Source organism: Chryseobacterium sp. AG363 (assembly GCF_003610675.1).
GTDB lineage: Bacteria > Bacteroidota > Bacteroidia > Flavobacteriales > Weeksellaceae > Chryseobacterium > Chryseobacterium cucumeris.
Window position 1 is genome coordinate 135,170 of sequence record NZ_RAQF01000004.1, and the last position, 18,118, is coordinate 153,287.

The window sequence follows — 18,118 nt, forward strand, 5'->3', positions numbered from 1 at the left end:
AATGAAAAAGACGTTATCAATTATCGCCTTGTCAATTATAGGCTTTGGGTTAGTTTCATGTAAAAAAGAAAACAAAGAAACTCAAAGTGCTGAAACTGCAACTATTGATTCTGCAGCTGTTGCGGCTCCGGTTACCACTGATTCTGCAGCAGCACCTGTAGCAGGTGAAACAGTTGCTCCGGTTTCTAACGAACCATCTACTTCTGTAGCTTTATCTGAAAACAGCTTCGATTTTGGAAAAATCAAAAAAGGAGATAAAGTAGAGCATGTGTATGAAATTACCAACACAGGTAAAAACCCATTGATTATTTCTGAAGTGAAGCCAGGATGCGGATGTACAGCTCCTGATTTTACAAAAGAGCCTATCATGCCTGGTAAAAAAGGAAAAGTTACTTTACACTTCGATTCTTCAAGCTTCGACGGAAACGTTCAGAAGTATGCAGACGTTTTTGCTAATGTAGAAAAAGCTCCAATCAGATTAACTTTCACGGCGAACATTCAGCCATAATATTTTAAATATGTTGACACTATTTTTACAGGCACAGGGTGGTTCTTCACCTATGATGCTGATCATGATGGGGGTAATGTTTGTAGGATTTTATTTCCTGATGATCAGACCTCAAATGAAAAAGCAAAAGCAGGAGAAAAACTTTCAGGAAAACCTTAAAGTGGGAACAAGAGTAGTTCTTACATCAGGCCTTCACGGAAGAATTGCTCAGGTTCAGGATGACGGTTTTGTTATCGAAACATTATCCGGAAAACTGAAATTCGAAAAAGCTGCAGTTTCAAGAGAAATGACTGAGGCTCGTTTTGGAGATAAAGCAAAAACTGCTGAAAAGGCAGATGACAAAAAAGAAACAGCAACTGAAGAAAAGAAATAATTCAGTCTGAAAATATTAAGCTGCGGCGGGTGAACAAAGTTCACCCGCCGCAGCTTTTTATAAGATTTTGATTTCATAAGTCGTATTTACTTCCCATATTTTTAATATGTTTGGCTGCTTTTGGGTCCAATTGTGAAAGCAATGAGTGGGAATAGTGTTTAATAAAAAAATTATCTTTGCTTCATGAAGCAAAACACAAACAAAACGGTTCTTATTCTGGGAGCCAATTCAGATGTAGCGAAACAATGTATAATACAATATGTTGAAAAAGGATTTTCCGTAATTGCAGCTTCCAGGAATACAAACTCTTTGAATGATTTTATTGGATCAAACAATCTGGACCGCTCCAAAGTTTCTGTTTTGTATTTTGATGCTGCAGATTTTGATTCTCATCATCAGTTTTATTCCAGTCTTTCTGTACAACCTCATATTGTGGTTTATTCCGCAGGTTTTTTAGTAGACAATCAAAAGGCGCTGGCTGATTTCAAGGGAGCCAAACAAATGATGGAAGTCAATTATATGGGGGGAGTTTCTATCCTGAGTATTATTGCAATGGATAAAAGCAATACCAACCTGGAAAGAATAATCGGACTCTCTTCCTTGTCAGGAGTAAGAGGAAGAAAAAGTAATTTTGTCTACGGAAGCACAAAGGCTGCATTTACTCAGTTTCTTGCGGGATTGAGACAGGAACTAGCTTCCCGAAAAATAATTGTGAATGCCTTGGTTATTGGTTATATCAGAACAAAAATCAACGAAGGGCTGGAACTGAATGAATCTCTGATCATGGAGCCGGATTATGTGGCGAAATTTATTGTCAATGCTGGAAATTCCTTTACCATTGTTCCGAATTTTAAGTGGAAAATTATCTACCATATTCTTAGGCTTTTACCGGAAAGTCTGGCTGCAAAATTACCTTAGAGAATGTTTCTTGATATTATTTTCTTTGAAAACACTCACACTTCGGTATCGTTTTTGTAATTCTATGACCCAAAAATTATTTCTTCCTGCAAGATTCAATTTCTGAATGATTATTGAGTAAAGCAGAAATATTCTTTTCTGCTGTCAATCTATTTTTAAGGATAAAATATAATTTACTTTCACTCCACAGTGCAAGGTGAATTTCTTTTTTTTCGGATCCTGCAGAAGATGTCAATGCTTCATTGATATAAATAGTAAAACACACAGTATAAAAATGGACGATTTAGAACTGAACAAGATTCAACAACACTGGGATACCTTAATTTCTTCAGCAATTTCATGGGCACCGAGAATCTTTACTGCAATCATTTCTGCATTATTAATTTATCTTATCGGATCATGGATGATCAGGATGATTAAGAAACTGGTGGAAAAAGCTTTCAAAAAAAGAAATATGGAAGCTTCACTGCAGCATTTTCTTTTAAATATTATCAACTGGGGACTTAATATTCTTTTGTTTATTGTAGTTGTAACGCAGCTTGGAGTACAAACCTCTGCATTTGTTGCAATGATTGGTGCCGCAGGTTTAGCGGTTGGTTTAGCTTTACAGGGGTCCTTAACAAATTTTGCAGGCGGAATCTTAATTCTACTATTAAAACCTTTTAAGATTGGTGATTTTATTTCTACCAATTCAGGGGTTTCAGGGACTGTAGATGCTATTGATATTTTTCATACAAAACTGATCACCCCACAAAACCAGCTGATCGTTATTCCTAACGGAGTAGTTTCAAATAACAGTATTACCAATTTTACCCAACTGGGTACAAGAAGAACATCACTGGATATCGGAATTGCCTATGATGCAGATCTTAGACATACCAAGGATATTTTAATGAATGTTATTAAGAATAATCAATATGCTCTTGCAACACCTGCTCCACAAGTGGTAGTTACTGAATTGGGAGACAGTGCTGTCAATGTATCTGTAAGAGTAAGTGCTTCCACTGAAAATTTCTGGACGATGAATGAAGAACTAATCATCGGTTGTAAAGAAGCTCTCGATAAAGCTGGAATCGGAATACCTTTTCCTCAAAGAGATGTGCATATTTACAATCAATAATTATATTTAATTTTTTTAAGAAACTCCTGCGTTATACTATGTGGGAGTTTTATTTTATTCCATATTCTGCAGGAGTTCCAACGCCTTCATCATATCAATTCCCTTACCCAAAACCGGTTTAAACAAATCTCCTTTCTCCTTAATTCTGTCAAGAGCATTGTTAATAGTAAAATCTGTTGGTTTCACACCAGGCTTCAACTCATCCCAATCCAAAGGCATAGAAACGGAAGCACCTTGTTTAGGTCTCAGGCTGTAAGCACTTGCCAGAGTCTGCCCCGTTCTGTTTTGCAGGTAATCAAGGTAAATTTTTTTGTTATCCCTTTTTTGAAGACTTCTTTCCAACGTGGTAATCTTAGGCAGTTTTTCGTTTACCTGTTTCATGAGAATATGGGCGAAATCTTTTACCTGGTCAAAATCATAATGAGCTCCCATAGGAATATAGATATGAATTCCTGTACTTCCGGAAGTTTTACAATAGCCTTTTATTTTAATAGTTTTTAAAACTTCATTCACCTGAAGTGCTGTTTCAATCACCTCATCAAATGTATTTTTTGAAGAAGGGTCAAGGTCTAAAACCAGATAATCCGGATGCTCAAGATCTGGTAAAGAACTGTTCCATGGATTGAAATCAATGCAGCCTAAATTATTAAGATAAGCCATAGTAGCTTTGTCATTACAGTAAATATAATCGATATGTTTATCATTGGATTCCGAATATACCTGTGTGGTTTTTATCCAGTCAGGAACATGATCTCCTGCATCTTTCTGATAAAAGCTCTGCTCTTCAATTCCATTGGGAAAGCGGTTGAGAGAAAGCGGACGATTTTTTAAATAAGGGAGAATATAACGTGCTACAGACTGATAATATTCAATAACATCTCCTTTTGTAATGCCATCTTCAGGAAAATATACCTTATCCTGATTGGTAAGCTTTACGGAATGCTTGTCTAAGGTAATCTCTTTCTCTTTTTCAGAAGTCTTTGTCTTTTTTGATGAAGCTTTCGTATTCATATCTTTAGATTTTTCGGTGAAGGATGGAGCTTTAGTATCTTCCGGGCTTTTGTCATCCCTGATTGTGATAAAAACCGGATGTCTGAAGATTCCGTCCTTGGTAATTTCAGAATATTTGATTTCACATACCAGCTCAGGTTTTACCCACGTTACCGGCATATTAGTCTTCGGAGCTGTTTCGAATGGAGATGACTTTACAATTATTTTCTGAAGTCTCTCATACACTTCTTTCAAAGAAGCCGTATTGAAACCTGTTCCTGTATGACCACAGTAAGTAAGCTTCCCATCAATAAATTTTCCTAATATCAATGCTCCGAAGCTTTCCCGTGATCCTCTGGGTTCTGTAAAACCACAAATAATGACCTCTTCTGTATTGGAAAACTTGATTTTAAGCCAATCAGTGGTTCTGTGATTTTCAACATACGGACTGTCTGCCCGTTTTGCAATCATTCCTTCCAGCTGCATTTTCTTCATTTGTTCAAAAAATTCAATGCCCTTTTCAGGAATATGATCACAATATCTGATCCGTTCGGTTTCAGTTAATGCTTCTTTTAAAAGTTCTTTTCGTTGAATTAAGGGAAGATCTTCTGTAGAATATCCATTGAGCCATAAGATATCAAAAACCTGATAGGCAAGGGCGGCACCAGGGTTATCCCCAATTTGCTGTAAAAGCTGAAAGTCAGGCTTTCCCTGTTCATTATAGACCACAACTTCGCCATCCAGGATCATACGATGCCTTTGTTGGCCGAAGTCCTGAGCAATTTTGTCAAATTTAGATAAAAAGGAAATTCCATTTCGGGAATAGAAAAGCGGAGCATCATGGCTGAGGTCTGCAATAGCTCTGTAGCCATCCCATTTTATTTCAAAGATCCAGTCTTTATCATTGAAGGCTTCCTCTGAAAGTTTAGCCAGCATGGGTTTAATGAAAGACTTAAGCTTTTTTTCATTCGTTAACGAATTGAAATTCCTGAAGGTTTTTTCAGAAGTTATAACTTCTTTTTTTCTCTTATTTTTAGGCTTTTTTTTTCCTTTAAAAATTGAGTGACCAGTGATTTTGGTGAAGTATTTTCTTCGGCATTATAAGGACTTTCTGCAAATTCATCCTTATGTTTGATAAGCAACCATGAGTTGTCATCCGTATTTTTCATTTTTACCAGAGCAAATTCACCTTTCAGCTTTTTACCGTGTAAAATAAATTTTAAAGAACCGGCATGAAGTTCCTTCAGAAGTTCTTTTTCATCAGAAAGTTTTGAATTCTCCTCCAAAGGTTCATAGGTTCCGCTGTCCCATACTTCCACTTGTCCGGCACCATAATTTCCTTCCGGAATATTTCCTTCAAAATCTTTATAGTCGTAAGGGTGATCTTCTACCATCATGGCAAGACGTTTATCTTTTGGGTCTAATGACGGGCCTTTCGGAACGGCCCAGCTTTTCAGTACACCTTCCATTTCAAGCCGGAAGTCATAATGAAGTCTGGAGGCAGCATGTCTCTGAATCACAAAAATCAACTTTTCTTTGCTTTTCTTTGTTTTTCCTTTAGGTTCGCTGGTTTCATCGAACTTTCTTATGTTATGATAATCTTTGAGAGCCATTATGATGCAGATTTGGATTTAGAAGTATTCAGGCTGGCTTTTAACTGCGCCATAAGGTCAATCACTTTACCTTCCTTAGCAGGCTGCGCTTTTTGGGCTTTTACGTTTTTGCCTTTTGCTTTCTGCTTGATGATCTTCATCAGCTCATCAGAATAGGTATCTTTATACATTGCGGGATCAAATTCCTGGGAAAGCTGCTCAATCAGGCTAACAGCCATCTTCAACTCTGCAGGTTTCGGAGCTTTTTGGGCAGGAATTTTTAAATCTGAATAGTCTCTTATTTCCTGATCAAATCTCAAACGATTCAAAACAAGTATGTCGTCATTATAAGGACGGATCATCCCAATGGCTGCACTGTCACGAAGCACAAAAGTTCCTATACCTACCATGGCAGTTTTTTCAAGAGCTTTTAATAAAAGTCTGTAAGCATTTTCACCATTTTTCTGAGGTTCCAGATAATAAGGAGTCTCAAAATACATACTGTCTACTTCTACTTCCTTTACAAACTGGTCAATAGAAAGTATTTTTGTTTTTTCAGGGCTTGCTGCTTCGTAATCTTCTTCGTCAAGAACAATATATTTGTCGTCCATGAGATAACCTTTGACGATATTTTCCCATTTTACTTCTTTCCCCGTATTTTCGTTTACCCGTTTGAAACGGATGTTTGAAAAATCAGATTTATCGAGCATATCGAGATCCAATTTTGTGGTTTCCGTTGCGGAATAAATTTTAACAGGAATGTTGACTAATCCGAAGCCAATTGCGCCGTTCCAAATTGCTTTCATTGTCTTACGTTTTTAAAAATCAAGCAATTAATATGCCGACAGAAGCCCGTGTGGTACCTTTCATGGACTTTGTTGCCAAATGACAATTGTTTTTATCCGCGACTTTTATACCTTTATATTTCCGCAATCCGTGGTTATATCAAAATATGGAAGAGCTTTTTACTTATATCAAAAAATTCGGGACACTGAATCCTCAGGACGAGCTGTTGATTGCTGAAGGAATTCAGGAAATAACGGTCAAAAAGGGAGATCCTTTCATAGAAGCCGGAAAAGTAAGTCAGAGAATTGCTTTTGTGAAGGAAGGTGTTTTCCGGTCTTTGTATTATAACAAGCAAGGTGATGATTTTACACGGTATTTTATTTATGAAGGACGATTTATTGGGGACTTTCAGGGCTTTACCGATCAGCTGCCAGCGCATGAAGACATTGAAGCGATTACCGATGCTGTATTGCTGGTCATTGACCGTGAGCATTTTAAAATCCTGGAAGAGAAAATTGCGGTATGGCCTATTTTGTTTGCAAGAATTCATGCCTTTGTAGTAGAAAATAAACTGAAGGTCGCCAGTATCATGCTCAATCAGGATGCAAAATCACGATACATTCATTTTTTAAATCATTATCCGGGCCTTGCCAACAGGGTTCCGCAGTCTATGCTGGCTTCTTATCTTGGCGTGACACCTTCTTCACTTAGCAGGATCAGAAGAAATATAGTTTAAGATTATTACTGATAGATGATAATTGATTAATGATGTAAGTGGGAGTGTTGTGAATTGCTTCTAGGCTCTAATATTTAGCTTCTCATTTCTGGTCAGATCTCTTTTTGTCAAATGGCAATGGTGTTTCATGCTGACTGTCATAGCTTTGCTTCATAAAATTTAAAGTACGAATATGGATATTGTATTAGGACTACAATGGGGAGATGAAGGAAAGGGAAAGTTTATTGATCTGATCAGTGAAAATTACGACATTACAGCTCGTTTTAACGGCGGATCTAATGCTGGGCACAGTATTGAAAGAAACGGACGCAGAATAACGCTTAAAATGATTCCTTCGGGAATCTTTATGAAAGGAGTACAGAATGTGATCGGTACGGGAACTGTTATTGATCCGGTAAGTTTTAAAAAAGAAATTCTGAATCTTCAGGTATTTGATAAAACCGTTCAGCCAGAAAACAATATCATTATTTCCCAAAAAGCACACCTGGTAATGCCAACGCATAAGCTTCTGGATATTTTTATGGAGGAAAGTCCCGAGTATACCACTATCGGAACTACAAAAAATGGGATTGCTCAGGCGTATTCAAACAAAATATTAAGACAGAATCTGAGAGTAGGGGATATATTTTCATCGGATTTTCAAAGCAGGGCACAGCACATTTTGGATAGAGATTACAGAATGCTGGAAGAAGAAGGAATGCTTGTTTTGCCTGCTTTGGAAGAAATCAGTAAAGAGTTTTTTGATGCGGTGGAATTTCTTAAAAAATTCAATTGTACAGAGACTGAAATTTATATCAACAAAGCTTTATCTGAAGGTAAAAAGGTATTGGCAGAAGGATCTCAGGCAGCGATGCTGGATATTGATCATGGTACTTATCCGTATGTAACGTCTTCCTCCACGACAGCATCAGGGGCGAGTAGCGGTTTAGGTGTGTCACCGAAAAAGATCGGTGAGATTTACGGTATAGCAAAAGCGTATTGTACCCGTGTGGGAAATGGTATATTTCCAACGGAACTTTTAGATGAATTTGGAGATGATCTCAGAATGAAAGGAAATGAATTTGGTTCCAATACAGGACGTCCTAGAAGAACCGGCTGGCTGGATTTACCTGCTTTAAAATATGCGGTAATGATCAACGGGGTTACTCAGCTGGTTCTGACAAAAGCGGATGTTTTGAGTGGATTAAAATCTGTAGCAGTCTGTACCCATTATGAACTGGAAGATGGAAAAACAGTGGATGTTTCAGGTTTACTTCCTGAAAATGGAAAACCTGTATTGAAATGGATGAATGGCTGGAATGCTGATTTCTCTGCAATGAAAAGTCCTTCTGAGCTGCCAAAAGAAGTCCTCGGGTTTCTGTCATTCCTGGAAGAAGAATTGGGAATTCCTGTGGCTTATCTTTCAACCGGGCCGGGAAGAAATGAAATGTTAAAATTACTCTAATAAATAGTAATAGAATAGAAAGAGGTTAGAAAATTTATTTCCTAACCTCTTTTTGTATGAAGAAATTTAGTTAACTTTTGTAAGGATGAAGCGTTGTTTTGTAGAAGGCTGAAGCGTTTGATCAGTTGTTCCGATTACAATAGGGGTAAGATTGGTTGTTGTGCCATTTTTTACCTCTAATCTCAATGCTGGTGCATTCTTCGGAGCAAATCCAAATCCATTATTTCCTAAGTTGAATAATAACCATTTTTGAGAATCCGTATTGGCATTGGTTCTTAATTCAACAGCTGTTCCATTCGTTGTCCCATTACTTTTCACGGTTAACACCTTGGTAGGATCCAATATGGATTTGATGGTATAGTAACCATGATCTGATTTGGTGAAAGTAAATCTCTGGTTATTCCCTGTAGAAGCAGAATACAGAATGATGCTGGTGCCGTCTGTAGTTGAACTTCCTGAAACATCTACATTTTTATCACTTGCTAAAGCTGTTCTCATTGTATACGTTCCGTTGATGGCAGAATTAGCATTAACAGGTCCGTACAGATGATTGATACCAGCATAATCACCTGCAGACAATCCTGTTCTTTGCTTAGTGAATGTGGAACCATCCAGCTTAGTCATTACAGGCTGACTTGAGTCTATAGCAAAGTCTGTAGACTGATACATCATAACTGAACCGAAATCAAACGCACCGTGTCCTGCGTAATCATTGTAAAGATTGAAGTTATGACGGCTTCCTTCTACGGCTTTATTAACATCTACAATGATGTACTGATCCCTATCCGGGCGGCACTGCTCGTGCATGATTCCCATCGAATGCATGATTTCGTGAGCAATAATTGCTGGATAAGTGATATTATAGATTTTAATACCATTAACTCTGTTTTTCTGCCATCCAAGCGGAGAGCTGTTGGATGTTGTATAGGTAAAAGTAATATATTCTGTTTGGTTGGTTCGTTCAACAAACTGCATACTGGTTTGTGAAGAAATCATATCAAATGCTTTGTTGATATTGGTCAGGAACGTATTATAATTCTGGGTACTCAGACTTCCCTGGCTGGGTAATGTATAATAGACGGTTGCATTCGGCCATGTCTTAATAAAAGAGCTTACAATGGTACTTTTTTCTGCTGTTGATGTTCCGGAGTTGGCCTGCTTTTGTAATACATTAAACTGTTCGGGGCTGATCGTAATATCTTCTGCATAAAAATATTCACCATTTATTTCATTAACATAAGTGAATTTTCCGTCAATAGATAATTTGTGAATCTTTGCATTGTCGAGCTTCGTGGTTGCAGGATCGATTGAATCAGCTTGAGGATTTTCAATGTCTGACCTACATGAATTCAGTGCCAGAACAAGGCATCCTGATAATAGTAATAGTTTGCTTTTCATATTATTTAATATTGGTTTGGTTATCAAGGTTTAAAATATGAACAGCTATATTATTATCATGCGCATGAGATTATAAAAATACATCAATTTCTAAGTTTTGATTAAGTCTTCATTATAATTCAGCTGTGTAACGTAAATATATCAATAAAAATTATATTTACATATAACATAATATAATGATTGTTTTGTTGTTTTTTTATTTGAAAAATGTATTTATTTCGTTAATGTAATTGTTTTAATTTAATTTTTACTATTAAATTTTAAATTAAGTTATTTCACGAATATTTGACATAGTGTATAAAAATGTATATTTCACTAGTGTAAAGTTTGTTTTGTTAGTAAATTGATAAATTAGAGTGGAATTTGTAATGTTTTTTGATTCTAAATAATACTACTTTATTACTATTTGTTTTTCAAAAATAATATTGTCAGTATAAAGCATCAGGAAGTTCAGGGTAAACTTAAGGCTCCTGTATAAGAATATAAAAAAAGCGAGGCATTTGCCCCGCTTTACATTTATGCTTTTAAATTCAATTGTAATTCTAATTCGTCGAGCTGTGCATCAGCAATCGAAGCAGGCGCATCGATCATTACATCTCGTCCTGAATTGTTCTTAGGGAAAGCAATATAATCTCTGATTACTTCGTTTCCGTCAAGAATCGCTACCAAACGGTCAAATCCGAATGCTAAACCTCCGTGTGGTGGTGCTCCGTATTTGAAGGCATTCATAAGGAATCCGAACTGAGCTTCTGCTTCTTCTCTGGTAAATCCTAATAAATCGAACATTTTAGACTGAAGATCTCTGTCAAAAATTCTGATAGATCCACCTCCGATTTCGTTTCCGTTCAGAACCATATCATAAGCGTTAGCCCTTGCTTTTCCAGGATCAGTTTCCAATAAGTGGATATCTTCCGGTTTTGGAGACGTGAAAGGATGGTGCATTGCATGGTATCTTTCGGTATCTTCATCCCATTCCAATAGCGGAAAGTCTACTACCCAAAGTGGAGCAAACTCATTTCCTTTTCTTAATCCCAAACGGTTTCCAAGTTCCATTCTTAATGCAGAAAGCTGAGCTCTTACTTTATTTTCGTTTCCAGAAAGAATCAACATCAAGTCACCTTCTTTTGCTCCGAATTTTTCGATGATCTTTGCTAAATCTTCTTCGTTGTAGAATTTATTTACCGATGAGGTTTTTACACCATCATTCTGGAATTTTGCCCAAACCATTCCTGAAGCACCAATCTGAGGACGTTTAACCCAATCCACAAGTTCATCAATCTGCTTTCTTGTATAGTCTGCACACCCTTCTACATTGATTCCGACTACTAATTCAGCATCATCAAATATCTTAAAGTCTTTTCCTTTTACCAGTTCATTCAGTTCTACGAACTCCATTCCGAAACGGATATCCGGTTTGTCATTTCCATATTTTCTCATCGCATCTGCGAAAGTCATTCTTGGGAAATCTCCGAATTCCTTACCTGTAATGTCTTTTAATAGAGTCTTAGTCATTCCTTCGAATACGTTCATAACGTCTTCCTGCTCTACGAAAGCCATTTCACAGTCGATCTGCGTGAATTCCGGCTGTCTGTCTGCTCTTAAATCCTCATCACGGAAGCATTTTACAATCTGGAAATATTTATCCATCCCACCTACCATCAAAAGCTGTTTGAAAGTTTGTGGAGACTGTGGCAATGCATAAAACTGTCCAGGATTCATTCTGCTTGGTACAACAAAATCTCTTGCTCCCTCTGGAGTAGACTTGATCAAAACAGGTGTTTCCACTTCAATAAAACCTTCTTCAGATAAATAATTTCTTACTTTCTGTGCCATTTTGTGGCGGAAGATCAGCTTATCTTTTACCGGATTTCTTCTGATATCCAGATAACGGTATTTCATTCTTAATTCTTCACCACCATCCGTTTCATCCTCAATGGTGAAAGGTGGAAGCTGAGAATCGTTCAGAATAGTCAGTTTTTCTACCAGAATTTCAATTTCCCCGGTTGGAATATTAGGGTTTTTGCTTACTCTTTCAATAACTCTTCCGGTAGCCTGAATCACAAATTCACGGCCCAGTTTTTTAGCTTCCTCCATCAATTGAGCAGAAGAGCGGTCCTGGTCAAAAACCAGCTGGGTAATTCCGTAACGATCTCGAAGATCTACCCAAATCATAAATCCTTTATCACGGATAGTCTGTACCCATCCTGATAGTGTAACTTCTTCATTCAGATTTTTCAGAGATAGCTCTCCGTTGGTGTGTGATCGAAACATAATTATTTGTTTAAAGTTCAATGTTTAAGGTTCAATTCCGAACCTTGAATTTTTCGTTGGCAAAGATAAGATTTTTGCAGGTTTTATAAATAAAAAAAACTCCCTTTCGGAAGTTTCATATATTGTTTTTGGATTTTTTTAAATTCTGTTACCACCTTTTGCGATCAGAATTCTCTTTACATCCTCACTGCCTTTTGTTTCATCAGCTACTTCAAGAGGTGTTTTATTCTGACATTTTTTATTCACATTTGCCTTATTGTCCAAAAGGAAGTTGATAATATTCTTTCTGTCAGACATTACACTGAAGCCAAGGGGTGAATAAAGTATATCTCCCACAAGAAAACATTTGTTGTAATCTCCCGGAGCAAACTGTTTTTTAAATGTTGCTATATCATCAGAATAAATGGCTTTCATCTTTTCCTGACTCATCTTCTGGGCAGAGAACATGCTGCCGGACAGTAACATTCCAAATAGAAAAGTAGTAGAGATTATTTTTTTCATAAGGATAATTTTTAAGAATATACAAATCTAAATTAAATTTTATTACCAATTGCTAAGTTTTTCTAATAATTGGATTTGTATTTTTGGGATTACATAAAATATTAATTGCGAAATGACAAAATATATTGAATTTTTGAAAAAAGCATTCAGTGGTGAAGAAACTGATTTTACGAAAGTGAATATCAGAAGTGCTGTGCTGCTTTTAGCCATTCCCATGATGCTGGAAATGGCTATGGAATCTGTATTTGCTCTTGTGGATCTTTATTTTGTCGGCCATCTGAAAGAAAGCGGTTTTGCGATTCAAACGGTAGGGCTTACCGAATCTGTACTTTCGATAATGTATTCTATTGCCATTGGGATGAGTATGGCGGCCACAGCTTTGGTAGCGAGGAGAATTGGTGAAAAAAATCCGGAACAGGCTTCCAGAAGCGCAGCACAGGTATTACTCGTTTCCTTTGCGATTACTTTTATTTTAAGTTTGCTTGGAGTAATTTATGCTGAAGAAATTCTGATTCTGATGGGCTCAAAACCGGAAGCGGTTGCTTATGGAAAGAATTTTACCAGAATTATGATGGGAAGCAGCACGATTATTATGCTTTTATTTTTAATTAATGGGATTTTCAGAGGGGCCGGAAATGCTATGATTGCTATGAAAAGTTTATGGATCGCGAATATTGCGAATATCATTCTCTGTCCGATTCTGATAAAAGGCCTTGGGCCTGCTCCTGCTTTGGGACTAACGGGAGCTGCTTTGGCAACAACAATAGGACGTAGTATTGGAGTAATTTATCAGCTGTATCATCTTTTGGTTGCGGATACTCAGATAAGAATTAAACTTCCTTATTTTAAGCCGAATTATTCATTAATCAAATCCATTATAAAAATTGCAACTCCCGGAATTTTTCAGTTTGTCATTGCCTCATGCAGCTGGATTTTCCTTGCAGAACTTGTAGCAACTACAGGAGGAGAGAATGCATCGGCTGGTTATCAGACTGCTTTAAGACTGATGATGTTCTTTATGCTTCCAGCCTGGGGATTGAGTAATGCAGCATCCACTTTGGTAGGACAGAATATGGGAGCAAATGAAATGCTGAGAGCAGAACAGTCGGTGATGAAAACCGTGAAATATAATGTCATTTTTATGCTGGTGGTAAGTTTAATTTTCCTTTTTATGGGGAACTTTTTAGTTAGTTTTTTTACTCAGGAAATGGCGATTAAAGATTTTGCTAAAAATGCACTTCAGATTATGAGTATAGGATTTATTTTCTATGGAATCGGGATGGTGATGATCAATGCCTTTAATGGAGCTGGTGATACATGGACCCCTACCTGGGTTAATCTTTTTGGTTTCTGGCTGTTTCAGATTCCGCTGGCCTATTTTTTATCAAAATATCTTGACTTGGGACCCAAAGGAGTTTTTATATCAATTCCAGCCGCAGAAACATTGATTACCATTGTTGCCTTTATCTTATTTAAAAAAGGAAAATGGAAGACAATAAAAGTGTAGAAAGCGTGGGTGATGGAATTCTCCAGCTTTCCTCCCTAATTTATAAAACTTTAACAGCTTCATTAATTGGATTTTAGTATTGTATTTTCTAAATTCGTGGTACAACAAATACATAATACTATGGGAAAAGGAGACAAAAAATCTAGAAGAGGGAAAATCAATTCAGGAAGTTATGGTAAAAGAAGACCTAAAAAAGCCTCAAAATCTTTTGCAGCTTCTGAAGAAAAATCTAAAAAGTAATCAAAAATAAAAAGACCGAAGATCATATCTCCGGTCTTTTTTATGAAAATTAAATTAATTATTTACCTCCCAAAATATTACCAAGGATGCTGCCTAAACCGCCGCCGCCTTGTTGTTGGTTTCCACCACCACCCAATACACTTCCCAGTATATCGTTCAGTGGATTTCCTGATGATTGTGATTGTCCGCCACCTCCTAAAACACTTCCAAGAATGTCATTCAAAGGATTAGACTGCTGAGCTTGTGCCTGATTGGAAGCATTACCAAGGATCCCTCCTAAAAGATCTCCCAGGCCGCCTGCTCCTACGTTGCTCTGTTGTTTCTGCTGTCCGATGTAACCCATTACTACTGGTGCCAGCATCGCAAGGATAGGACCAATTTTGTCTATTGAAATTCCTGTGTTCTGTGACAGTTGGTTTTCAACGGTGCTTTTTTGCCCACCGAAGATATGATCAAGAATAGATCCTCCTTCAGCCTGTCTTGCTTCAATTTGTGAAGCATCATTTAAAATACTTCCGTTGTGGTCTTTATCTAAAGCATTATTTAAAGCTTCTGCTTCTTTAGCATCCTGAGATTTATTTCTAAGATAAGAAATGATAAGAGGGGTAGCAACAGCTAACAGGGCAATTACCTGGTTTTTACTGATTCCGAATTTGTTTTCAGCCTGTTCAGCAACCTGATTGCCTGTGTTCCCTGTAAGTAGGTCAATTAAACTCATTTTTTGTGTTTATTTAGTATTAAGTACACCAAAGTTATCAAAAAATATGCCTCACAAAATCACCGCCCTTCATAATTATTGTTAAAGTTTCTGAGCGTGTTTCAGAAGACCTTAGTTTTTAATGATAGGAACGTTTGAACACGCTTCTCCGAACATCAGAGATTTTACAATAGGCTTTAGCTGTTCTACCAATTCGATATAAGCATTTTCAGGAATTTCTTTATCTGAACATCCTTTCACCAGTACTCTTTTTCCTCTCATTTCTTCAAAATCATGAGTCTGGATGGCATTATGCATTAAAATAACTTCCAGATCCTCGCGGTTTCCAAAAACTACTTTCTTTGCTACATCGGTGATTTTTGCTGTTAAAACAAAATAAGCCCATAGAGGAATAATAGTGTCTACAGAATTGTAAATATATACGTAAGCGTCTTTATATTTTTCCGTATCGATAGCATCTACCTTTTCGCGGAAATCTTTTTCTTTCAGGATCAATTCCTGAAAAAGGAAATCTTTAAGGTCTATACCTTTTCTTTCCCCTTTTGGCAGTAAAGTGGTAAGGTCAAAATTGATAAGGCCGCTTTCTGCAACTTTATTCCGGATTTCAAATTCTTCTGACATTTTTTATCATTATCTTTGAACAAATTTACGAATTAAGATCATATCTGTCTTAATTTGTTCTCTATCCTTACTATAGAAATGAAGTATTATATTATTGCAGGAGAAGCTTCCGGCGATTTACATGGAAGCAATCTGATGAAAGCCATAAAACACAAGGATCCCCAAGCGGAATTCAGATTTTGGGGTGGCGACCTGATGAAAGCTCAGGGCGGAACGTTGGTGAAGCATTACCGTGATCTTGCTTTTATGGGATTTCTGGAAGTGGTGATGAATCTCCGTACTATTCTGAATAATATTAAATTCTGTAAAGAGGATATTCAGAAGAACAGACCTGATGTTTTGATCCTGGTGGATTATCCTGGATTTAATCTGAGAATTGCCAGATTTGCCAAGGAATTGGGAATCAAAGTCGTTTATTATATTTCTCCCCAGCTTTGGGCTTGGAAAGAAGGCCGAGTAGAGATTATTAGAAAATATGTGGATGAAATGATGGTCATCCTTCCATTTGAAGAAGACTTTTATAGAAAACATGGAGTTCACTCCCATTTTGTAGGTCATCCTTTGCTGGATGCTATTTCAGACCTTGAGGAAATAAGTATTGAACGTTTCAAATCGGAGCATGGCTTGAATGAAAAAGAAATCATTGCATTGCTTCCTGGTTCCAGAGAACAGGAAGTAGAAAAGATGCTTGAAATAATGCTTTCCGTAAGACCGCAGTTCCAAAACTATCAGTTTGTGATTGCCGGTGCGCCAAGTCTTCCAAAAGAATTTTATCAGAAATATGTAGATGATAATGTTCATTTTGTTTCTAATAAAACCTATGATCTGCTAAGATGTTCAAAAGCGGCTTTGGTGACTTCCGGAACAGCTACGTTGGAAACCGCTTTGTTGAATATACCTGAAGTAGTTTGCTATCGTGGAAGTAAAATTTCCTATGCTATTGCTAAAAGATTGGTGAAAAATATCAATTATATTTCTCTGGTTAATCTGATTATGGACAGAGAAGTGGTGAAAGAATTGATTCAAAATGATCTCAATACCAAAAATCTGGTTGAAGAGCTCAATAAAATTTTGTCAGGAGAGAGAAGGGAACAGGTTCTGAATGACTATCATCTTCTCAGAGAAAAGCTTGGCGGAAAAGGAGCCAGCGATCATGCTGCTGAGGTGATATTGAAAGTGTAGTTTGTATTGAGTTTCTGATTATTAATCTACTTTTTAACTATGAATTATTGTAACCGTTTTCTGTTGTTACTGACTTTTACTTTGTTTTTCACAAACAGTTTTGCCCAGCAGAGCAGTGTAAGAGATAAAGTCCAGATATTTTATTACGGCTGGTACGCCAATCCTGCAACAGATGGAGAGTATCAGCATTGGAATCATGAGATCCTTCCTCACTGGAGCAATCCGAAGTGGAACAATCTGGGACATCATAAAGGAGGAGATGATATCGGAGCTAATTTTTATCCGGCTCTTGGCAATTACAGTTCCAACGATGCGAAAACCATCGAGCAGCATATGAAAATGATCAAAGACTCAGGAGCAGGAGTGGTTGTCGTAAGTTGGCTGGGAAAAGATTCGTTTACGGATAAAAGCCTTATCAAATATCTGGATATTGCAGATCGGTATGATTTAAAAATAGCATTTCACATTGAGCCATTTTATAAAAACACTTCAGAATTAAAAGAGCAGCTTTCTTATCTGGTAAAAACGTATTCTAATCATCATGCATTCTATAAAAAAGAAGGGAAACCTCTGTTTTATGTCTATGATAGCTATAAAATACCTAAAGAAGAATGGGTGAAAATACTATCCGCAAATGGAGAAAAAACAGTCAGAAATACAGATTTAGATGCCCTTTATATCGGACTTTGGGTTGAGAAAGATGATGCTGAATTTTTTGATTCGGCAGGCTTCGATGGTTTCTATACCTATTTTGCCAGCGAAGGATTTGTATACGGAAGTACAACTTCGAATTGGGATTTTATGGCAAACTTCGCTAAAGATCACCATCTTATTTTTATTCCTTGTGTGGGTCCTGGTTATTCCGATACGAGAATTCGTCCATGGAATGAAGCGAACTTCAAAAGCAGAGACAATGGAAAATATTATGAGAAAATGTTTGATGCTGCTATTAAAGTAAATCCGGAGTTCATTGGCATTACATCATTCAACGAATGGCATGAAGGAACACAAATAGAGCCTGCTGTTCCTAAAAAAGCCGGTGATTTCAAATATGAAGATTATGGGAAAGATCCTTTATTTTATATCAAAGAAACGAAGCGTTTGACGGATAAATTTTTGAAAAAGAGATAATATACTTTTAATCCTAATTTTTAGGAAAAAAAATTAAGCGTTCTGTTAACATTTTTAATGATGACAGAACGCTTATTTAGTT

At 36.9% G+C, this 18,118-nt stretch carries 18 protein-coding genes; 10 read left to right on the top strand and 8 right to left on the bottom strand.

The genetic code is table 11. The features are described from left to right. Position 1 precedes the first annotated feature (1 nt). From DEU39_RS16890 to DEU39_RS16910, 4 genes are all read left to right on the top strand, one after another. Positions 2-508, top strand: a complete 507-nt coding sequence (locus tag DEU39_RS16890; RefSeq protein WP_120232725.1) for a DUF1573 domain-containing protein — start codon at positions 2-4, stop codon at positions 506-508. Between the two features lie 10 nt (positions 509-518). After that, a complete protein-coding gene (yajC, locus tag DEU39_RS16895) occupies positions 519-881 on the top strand; it encodes a preprotein translocase subunit YajC (RefSeq protein WP_062675766.1) in 363 nt (120 codons plus the stop codon). 183 nt (positions 882-1,064) lie between these two features. Continuing rightward, a complete protein-coding gene (locus tag DEU39_RS16900) occupies positions 1,065-1,799 on the top strand; it encodes an SDR family NAD(P)-dependent oxidoreductase (protein WP_120232726.1) in 735 nt (244 codons plus the stop codon). 274 nt (positions 1,800-2,073) lie between these two features. Next, entirely contained in the window at positions 2,074-2,919 is an 846-nt protein-coding gene (locus tag DEU39_RS16910) for a mechanosensitive ion channel family protein (RefSeq protein WP_062675768.1), read from the top strand. A gap of 54 nt (positions 2,920-2,973) precedes the next feature. On the opposite strand, the gene ligD is transcribed toward DEU39_RS16910, so the two are convergent. From ligD to DEU39_RS16925, 3 genes are all read right to left on the bottom strand, one after another. Beyond that, positions 2,974-4,845: a DNA ligase D gene (gene ligD, locus DEU39_RS16915; protein WP_120232728.1), complete on the bottom strand. Its 1,872-nt coding sequence runs from the start codon at positions 4,843-4,845 to the stop codon at positions 2,974-2,976. A gap of 71 nt (positions 4,846-4,916) precedes the next feature. Continuing rightward, positions 4,917-5,522, bottom strand: a complete 606-nt coding sequence (locus DEU39_RS16920) for a DNA polymerase ligase N-terminal domain-containing protein (RefSeq protein ID WP_120232729.1) — start codon at positions 5,520-5,522, stop codon at positions 4,917-4,919. Further along, a complete protein-coding gene (locus DEU39_RS16925) occupies positions 5,522-6,307 on the bottom strand; it encodes a Ku protein (RefSeq protein ID WP_120232730.1) in 786 nt (261 codons plus the stop codon). Before DEU39_RS16925 ends, DEU39_RS16920 begins: the two co-directional genes overlap by 1 nt. Positions 6,308-6,453: 146 nt before the next feature. Between DEU39_RS16925 and DEU39_RS16930 the strand changes: the two genes are divergently transcribed. Next, positions 6,454-7,023 carry a Crp/Fnr family transcriptional regulator gene (locus tag DEU39_RS16930; protein ID WP_062675772.1) on the top strand — a complete coding sequence of 190 codons (570 nt, stop codon included), beginning with the start codon at positions 6,454-6,456 and terminating at the stop codon, positions 7,021-7,023. 172 nt (positions 7,024-7,195) lie between these two features. Further along, complete coding sequence (locus DEU39_RS16935; protein ID WP_120232731.1) at positions 7,196-8,467, top strand: adenylosuccinate synthase; 1,272 nt, start codon at positions 7,196-7,198, stop codon at positions 8,465-8,467. 66 nt (positions 8,468-8,533) lie between these two features. Here DEU39_RS16935 and DEU39_RS16940 read toward each other — a convergent pair whose 3' ends face one another. From DEU39_RS16940 to DEU39_RS16950, 3 genes are all read right to left on the bottom strand, one after another. Further along, the gene (locus DEU39_RS16940; RefSeq protein WP_120232732.1) at positions 8,534-9,865 is read right to left on the bottom strand and encodes a M12 family metallopeptidase; all 1,332 of its coding nucleotides are present in this window, start codon (positions 9,863-9,865) and stop codon (positions 8,534-8,536) included. Positions 9,866-10,381: 516 nt separating this feature from the next. Beyond that, on the bottom strand, positions 10,382-12,136 hold the full coding sequence (aspS, locus tag DEU39_RS16945; protein ID WP_062675775.1) for an aspartate--tRNA ligase: 1,755 nt from the start codon (positions 12,134-12,136) through the stop codon (positions 10,382-10,384). Between the two features lie 138 nt (positions 12,137-12,274). After that, positions 12,275-12,637 (bottom strand): ankyrin repeat domain-containing protein, encoded by a 363-nt coding sequence (locus DEU39_RS16950; protein ID WP_120232733.1) that lies wholly within the window; start codon positions 12,635-12,637, stop codon positions 12,275-12,277. Between the two features lie 112 nt (positions 12,638-12,749). On the opposite strand from DEU39_RS16950, the gene DEU39_RS16955 reads away from it, so the two are divergent. Together DEU39_RS16955 and DEU39_RS16960 are read left to right on the top strand one after the other, a co-directional pair. Then, positions 12,750-14,144, top strand: a complete 1,395-nt coding sequence (locus DEU39_RS16955) for an MATE family efflux transporter (RefSeq protein WP_120232734.1) — start codon at positions 12,750-12,752, stop codon at positions 14,142-14,144. A 120-nt stretch (positions 14,145-14,264) separates the two neighbouring features. Further along, positions 14,265-14,384 (top strand): 30S ribosomal protein THX, encoded by a 120-nt coding sequence (locus DEU39_RS16960; RefSeq protein WP_065119703.1) that lies wholly within the window; start codon positions 14,265-14,267, stop codon positions 14,382-14,384. Positions 14,385-14,442: 58 nt separating this feature from the next. On the opposite strand, the gene DEU39_RS16965 is transcribed toward DEU39_RS16960, so the two are convergent. Continuing rightward, on the bottom strand, positions 14,443-15,102 hold the full coding sequence (locus DEU39_RS16965; protein WP_034693065.1) for a DUF937 domain-containing protein: 660 nt from the start codon (positions 15,100-15,102) through the stop codon (positions 14,443-14,445). A gap of 111 nt (positions 15,103-15,213) precedes the next feature. Beyond that, complete coding sequence (locus DEU39_RS16970) at positions 15,214-15,723, bottom strand: DUF2480 family protein (RefSeq protein ID WP_120232735.1); 510 nt, start codon at positions 15,721-15,723, stop codon at positions 15,214-15,216. 78 nt (positions 15,724-15,801) lie between these two features. On the opposite strand from DEU39_RS16970, the gene lpxB reads away from it, so the two are divergent. Beyond that, the gene (gene lpxB / locus DEU39_RS16975) at positions 15,802-16,905 is read left to right on the top strand and encodes a lipid-A-disaccharide synthase (protein ID WP_120232736.1); all 1,104 of its coding nucleotides are present in this window, start codon (positions 15,802-15,804) and stop codon (positions 16,903-16,905) included. 39 nt (positions 16,906-16,944) lie between these two features. After that, the gene (locus DEU39_RS16980) at positions 16,945-18,036 is read left to right on the top strand and encodes a glycoside hydrolase family 99 protein (protein ID WP_120232737.1); all 1,092 of its coding nucleotides are present in this window, start codon (positions 16,945-16,947) and stop codon (positions 18,034-18,036) included. The last annotated feature ends 82 nt before the right edge of the window (positions 18,037-18,118 follow it).

Coding starts and splice junctions, on each gene's coding strand:
- DEU39_RS16970 (WP_120232735.1), bottom strand. CDS start 15,723: ATGTCAGAAGAATTTGAAATCCGGAATAAAGTTGCAGAAAGCGGCCTT.
- yajC (WP_062675766.1), top strand. CDS start 519: ATGTTGACACTATTTTTACAGGCACAGGGTGGTTCTTCACCTATGATG.
- aspS (WP_062675775.1), bottom strand. CDS start 12,136: ATGTTTCGATCACACACCAACGGAGAGCTATCTCTGAAAAATCTGAAT.
- DEU39_RS16910 (WP_062675768.1), top strand. CDS start 2,074: ATGGACGATTTAGAACTGAACAAGATTCAACAACACTGGGATACCTTA.
- DEU39_RS16920 (WP_120232729.1), bottom strand. CDS start 5,522: ATGGCTCTCAAAGATTATCATAACATAAGAAAGTTCGATGAAACCAGC.
- DEU39_RS16890 (WP_120232725.1), top strand. CDS start 2: ATGAAAAAGACGTTATCAATTATCGCCTTGTCAATTATAGGCTTTGGG.
- lpxB (WP_120232736.1), top strand. CDS start 15,802: ATGAAGTATTATATTATTGCAGGAGAAGCTTCCGGCGATTTACATGGA.
- DEU39_RS16935 (WP_120232731.1), top strand. CDS start 7,196: ATGGATATTGTATTAGGACTACAATGGGGAGATGAAGGAAAGGGAAAG.
- ligD (WP_120232728.1), bottom strand. CDS start 4,845: ATGCTGGCTAAACTTTCAGAGGAAGCCTTCAATGATAAAGACTGGATC.
- DEU39_RS16960 (WP_065119703.1), top strand. CDS start 14,265: ATGGGAAAAGGAGACAAAAAATCTAGAAGAGGGAAAATCAATTCAGGA.
- DEU39_RS16900 (WP_120232726.1), top strand. CDS start 1,065: ATGAAGCAAAACACAAACAAAACGGTTCTTATTCTGGGAGCCAATTCA.
- DEU39_RS16940 (WP_120232732.1), bottom strand. CDS start 9,865: ATGAAAAGCAAACTATTACTATTATCAGGATGCCTTGTTCTGGCACTG.
- DEU39_RS16980 (WP_120232737.1), top strand. CDS start 16,945: ATGAATTATTGTAACCGTTTTCTGTTGTTACTGACTTTTACTTTGTTT.
- DEU39_RS16930 (WP_062675772.1), top strand. CDS start 6,454: ATGGAAGAGCTTTTTACTTATATCAAAAAATTCGGGACACTGAATCCT.
- DEU39_RS16925 (WP_120232730.1), bottom strand. CDS start 6,307: ATGAAAGCAATTTGGAACGGCGCAATTGGCTTCGGATTAGTCAACATT.
- DEU39_RS16965 (WP_034693065.1), bottom strand. CDS start 15,102: ATGAGTTTAATTGACCTACTTACAGGGAACACAGGCAATCAGGTTGCT.
- DEU39_RS16950 (WP_120232733.1), bottom strand. CDS start 12,637: ATGAAAAAAATAATCTCTACTACTTTTCTATTTGGAATGTTACTGTCC.
- DEU39_RS16955 (WP_120232734.1), top strand. CDS start 12,750: ATGACAAAATATATTGAATTTTTGAAAAAAGCATTCAGTGGTGAAGAA.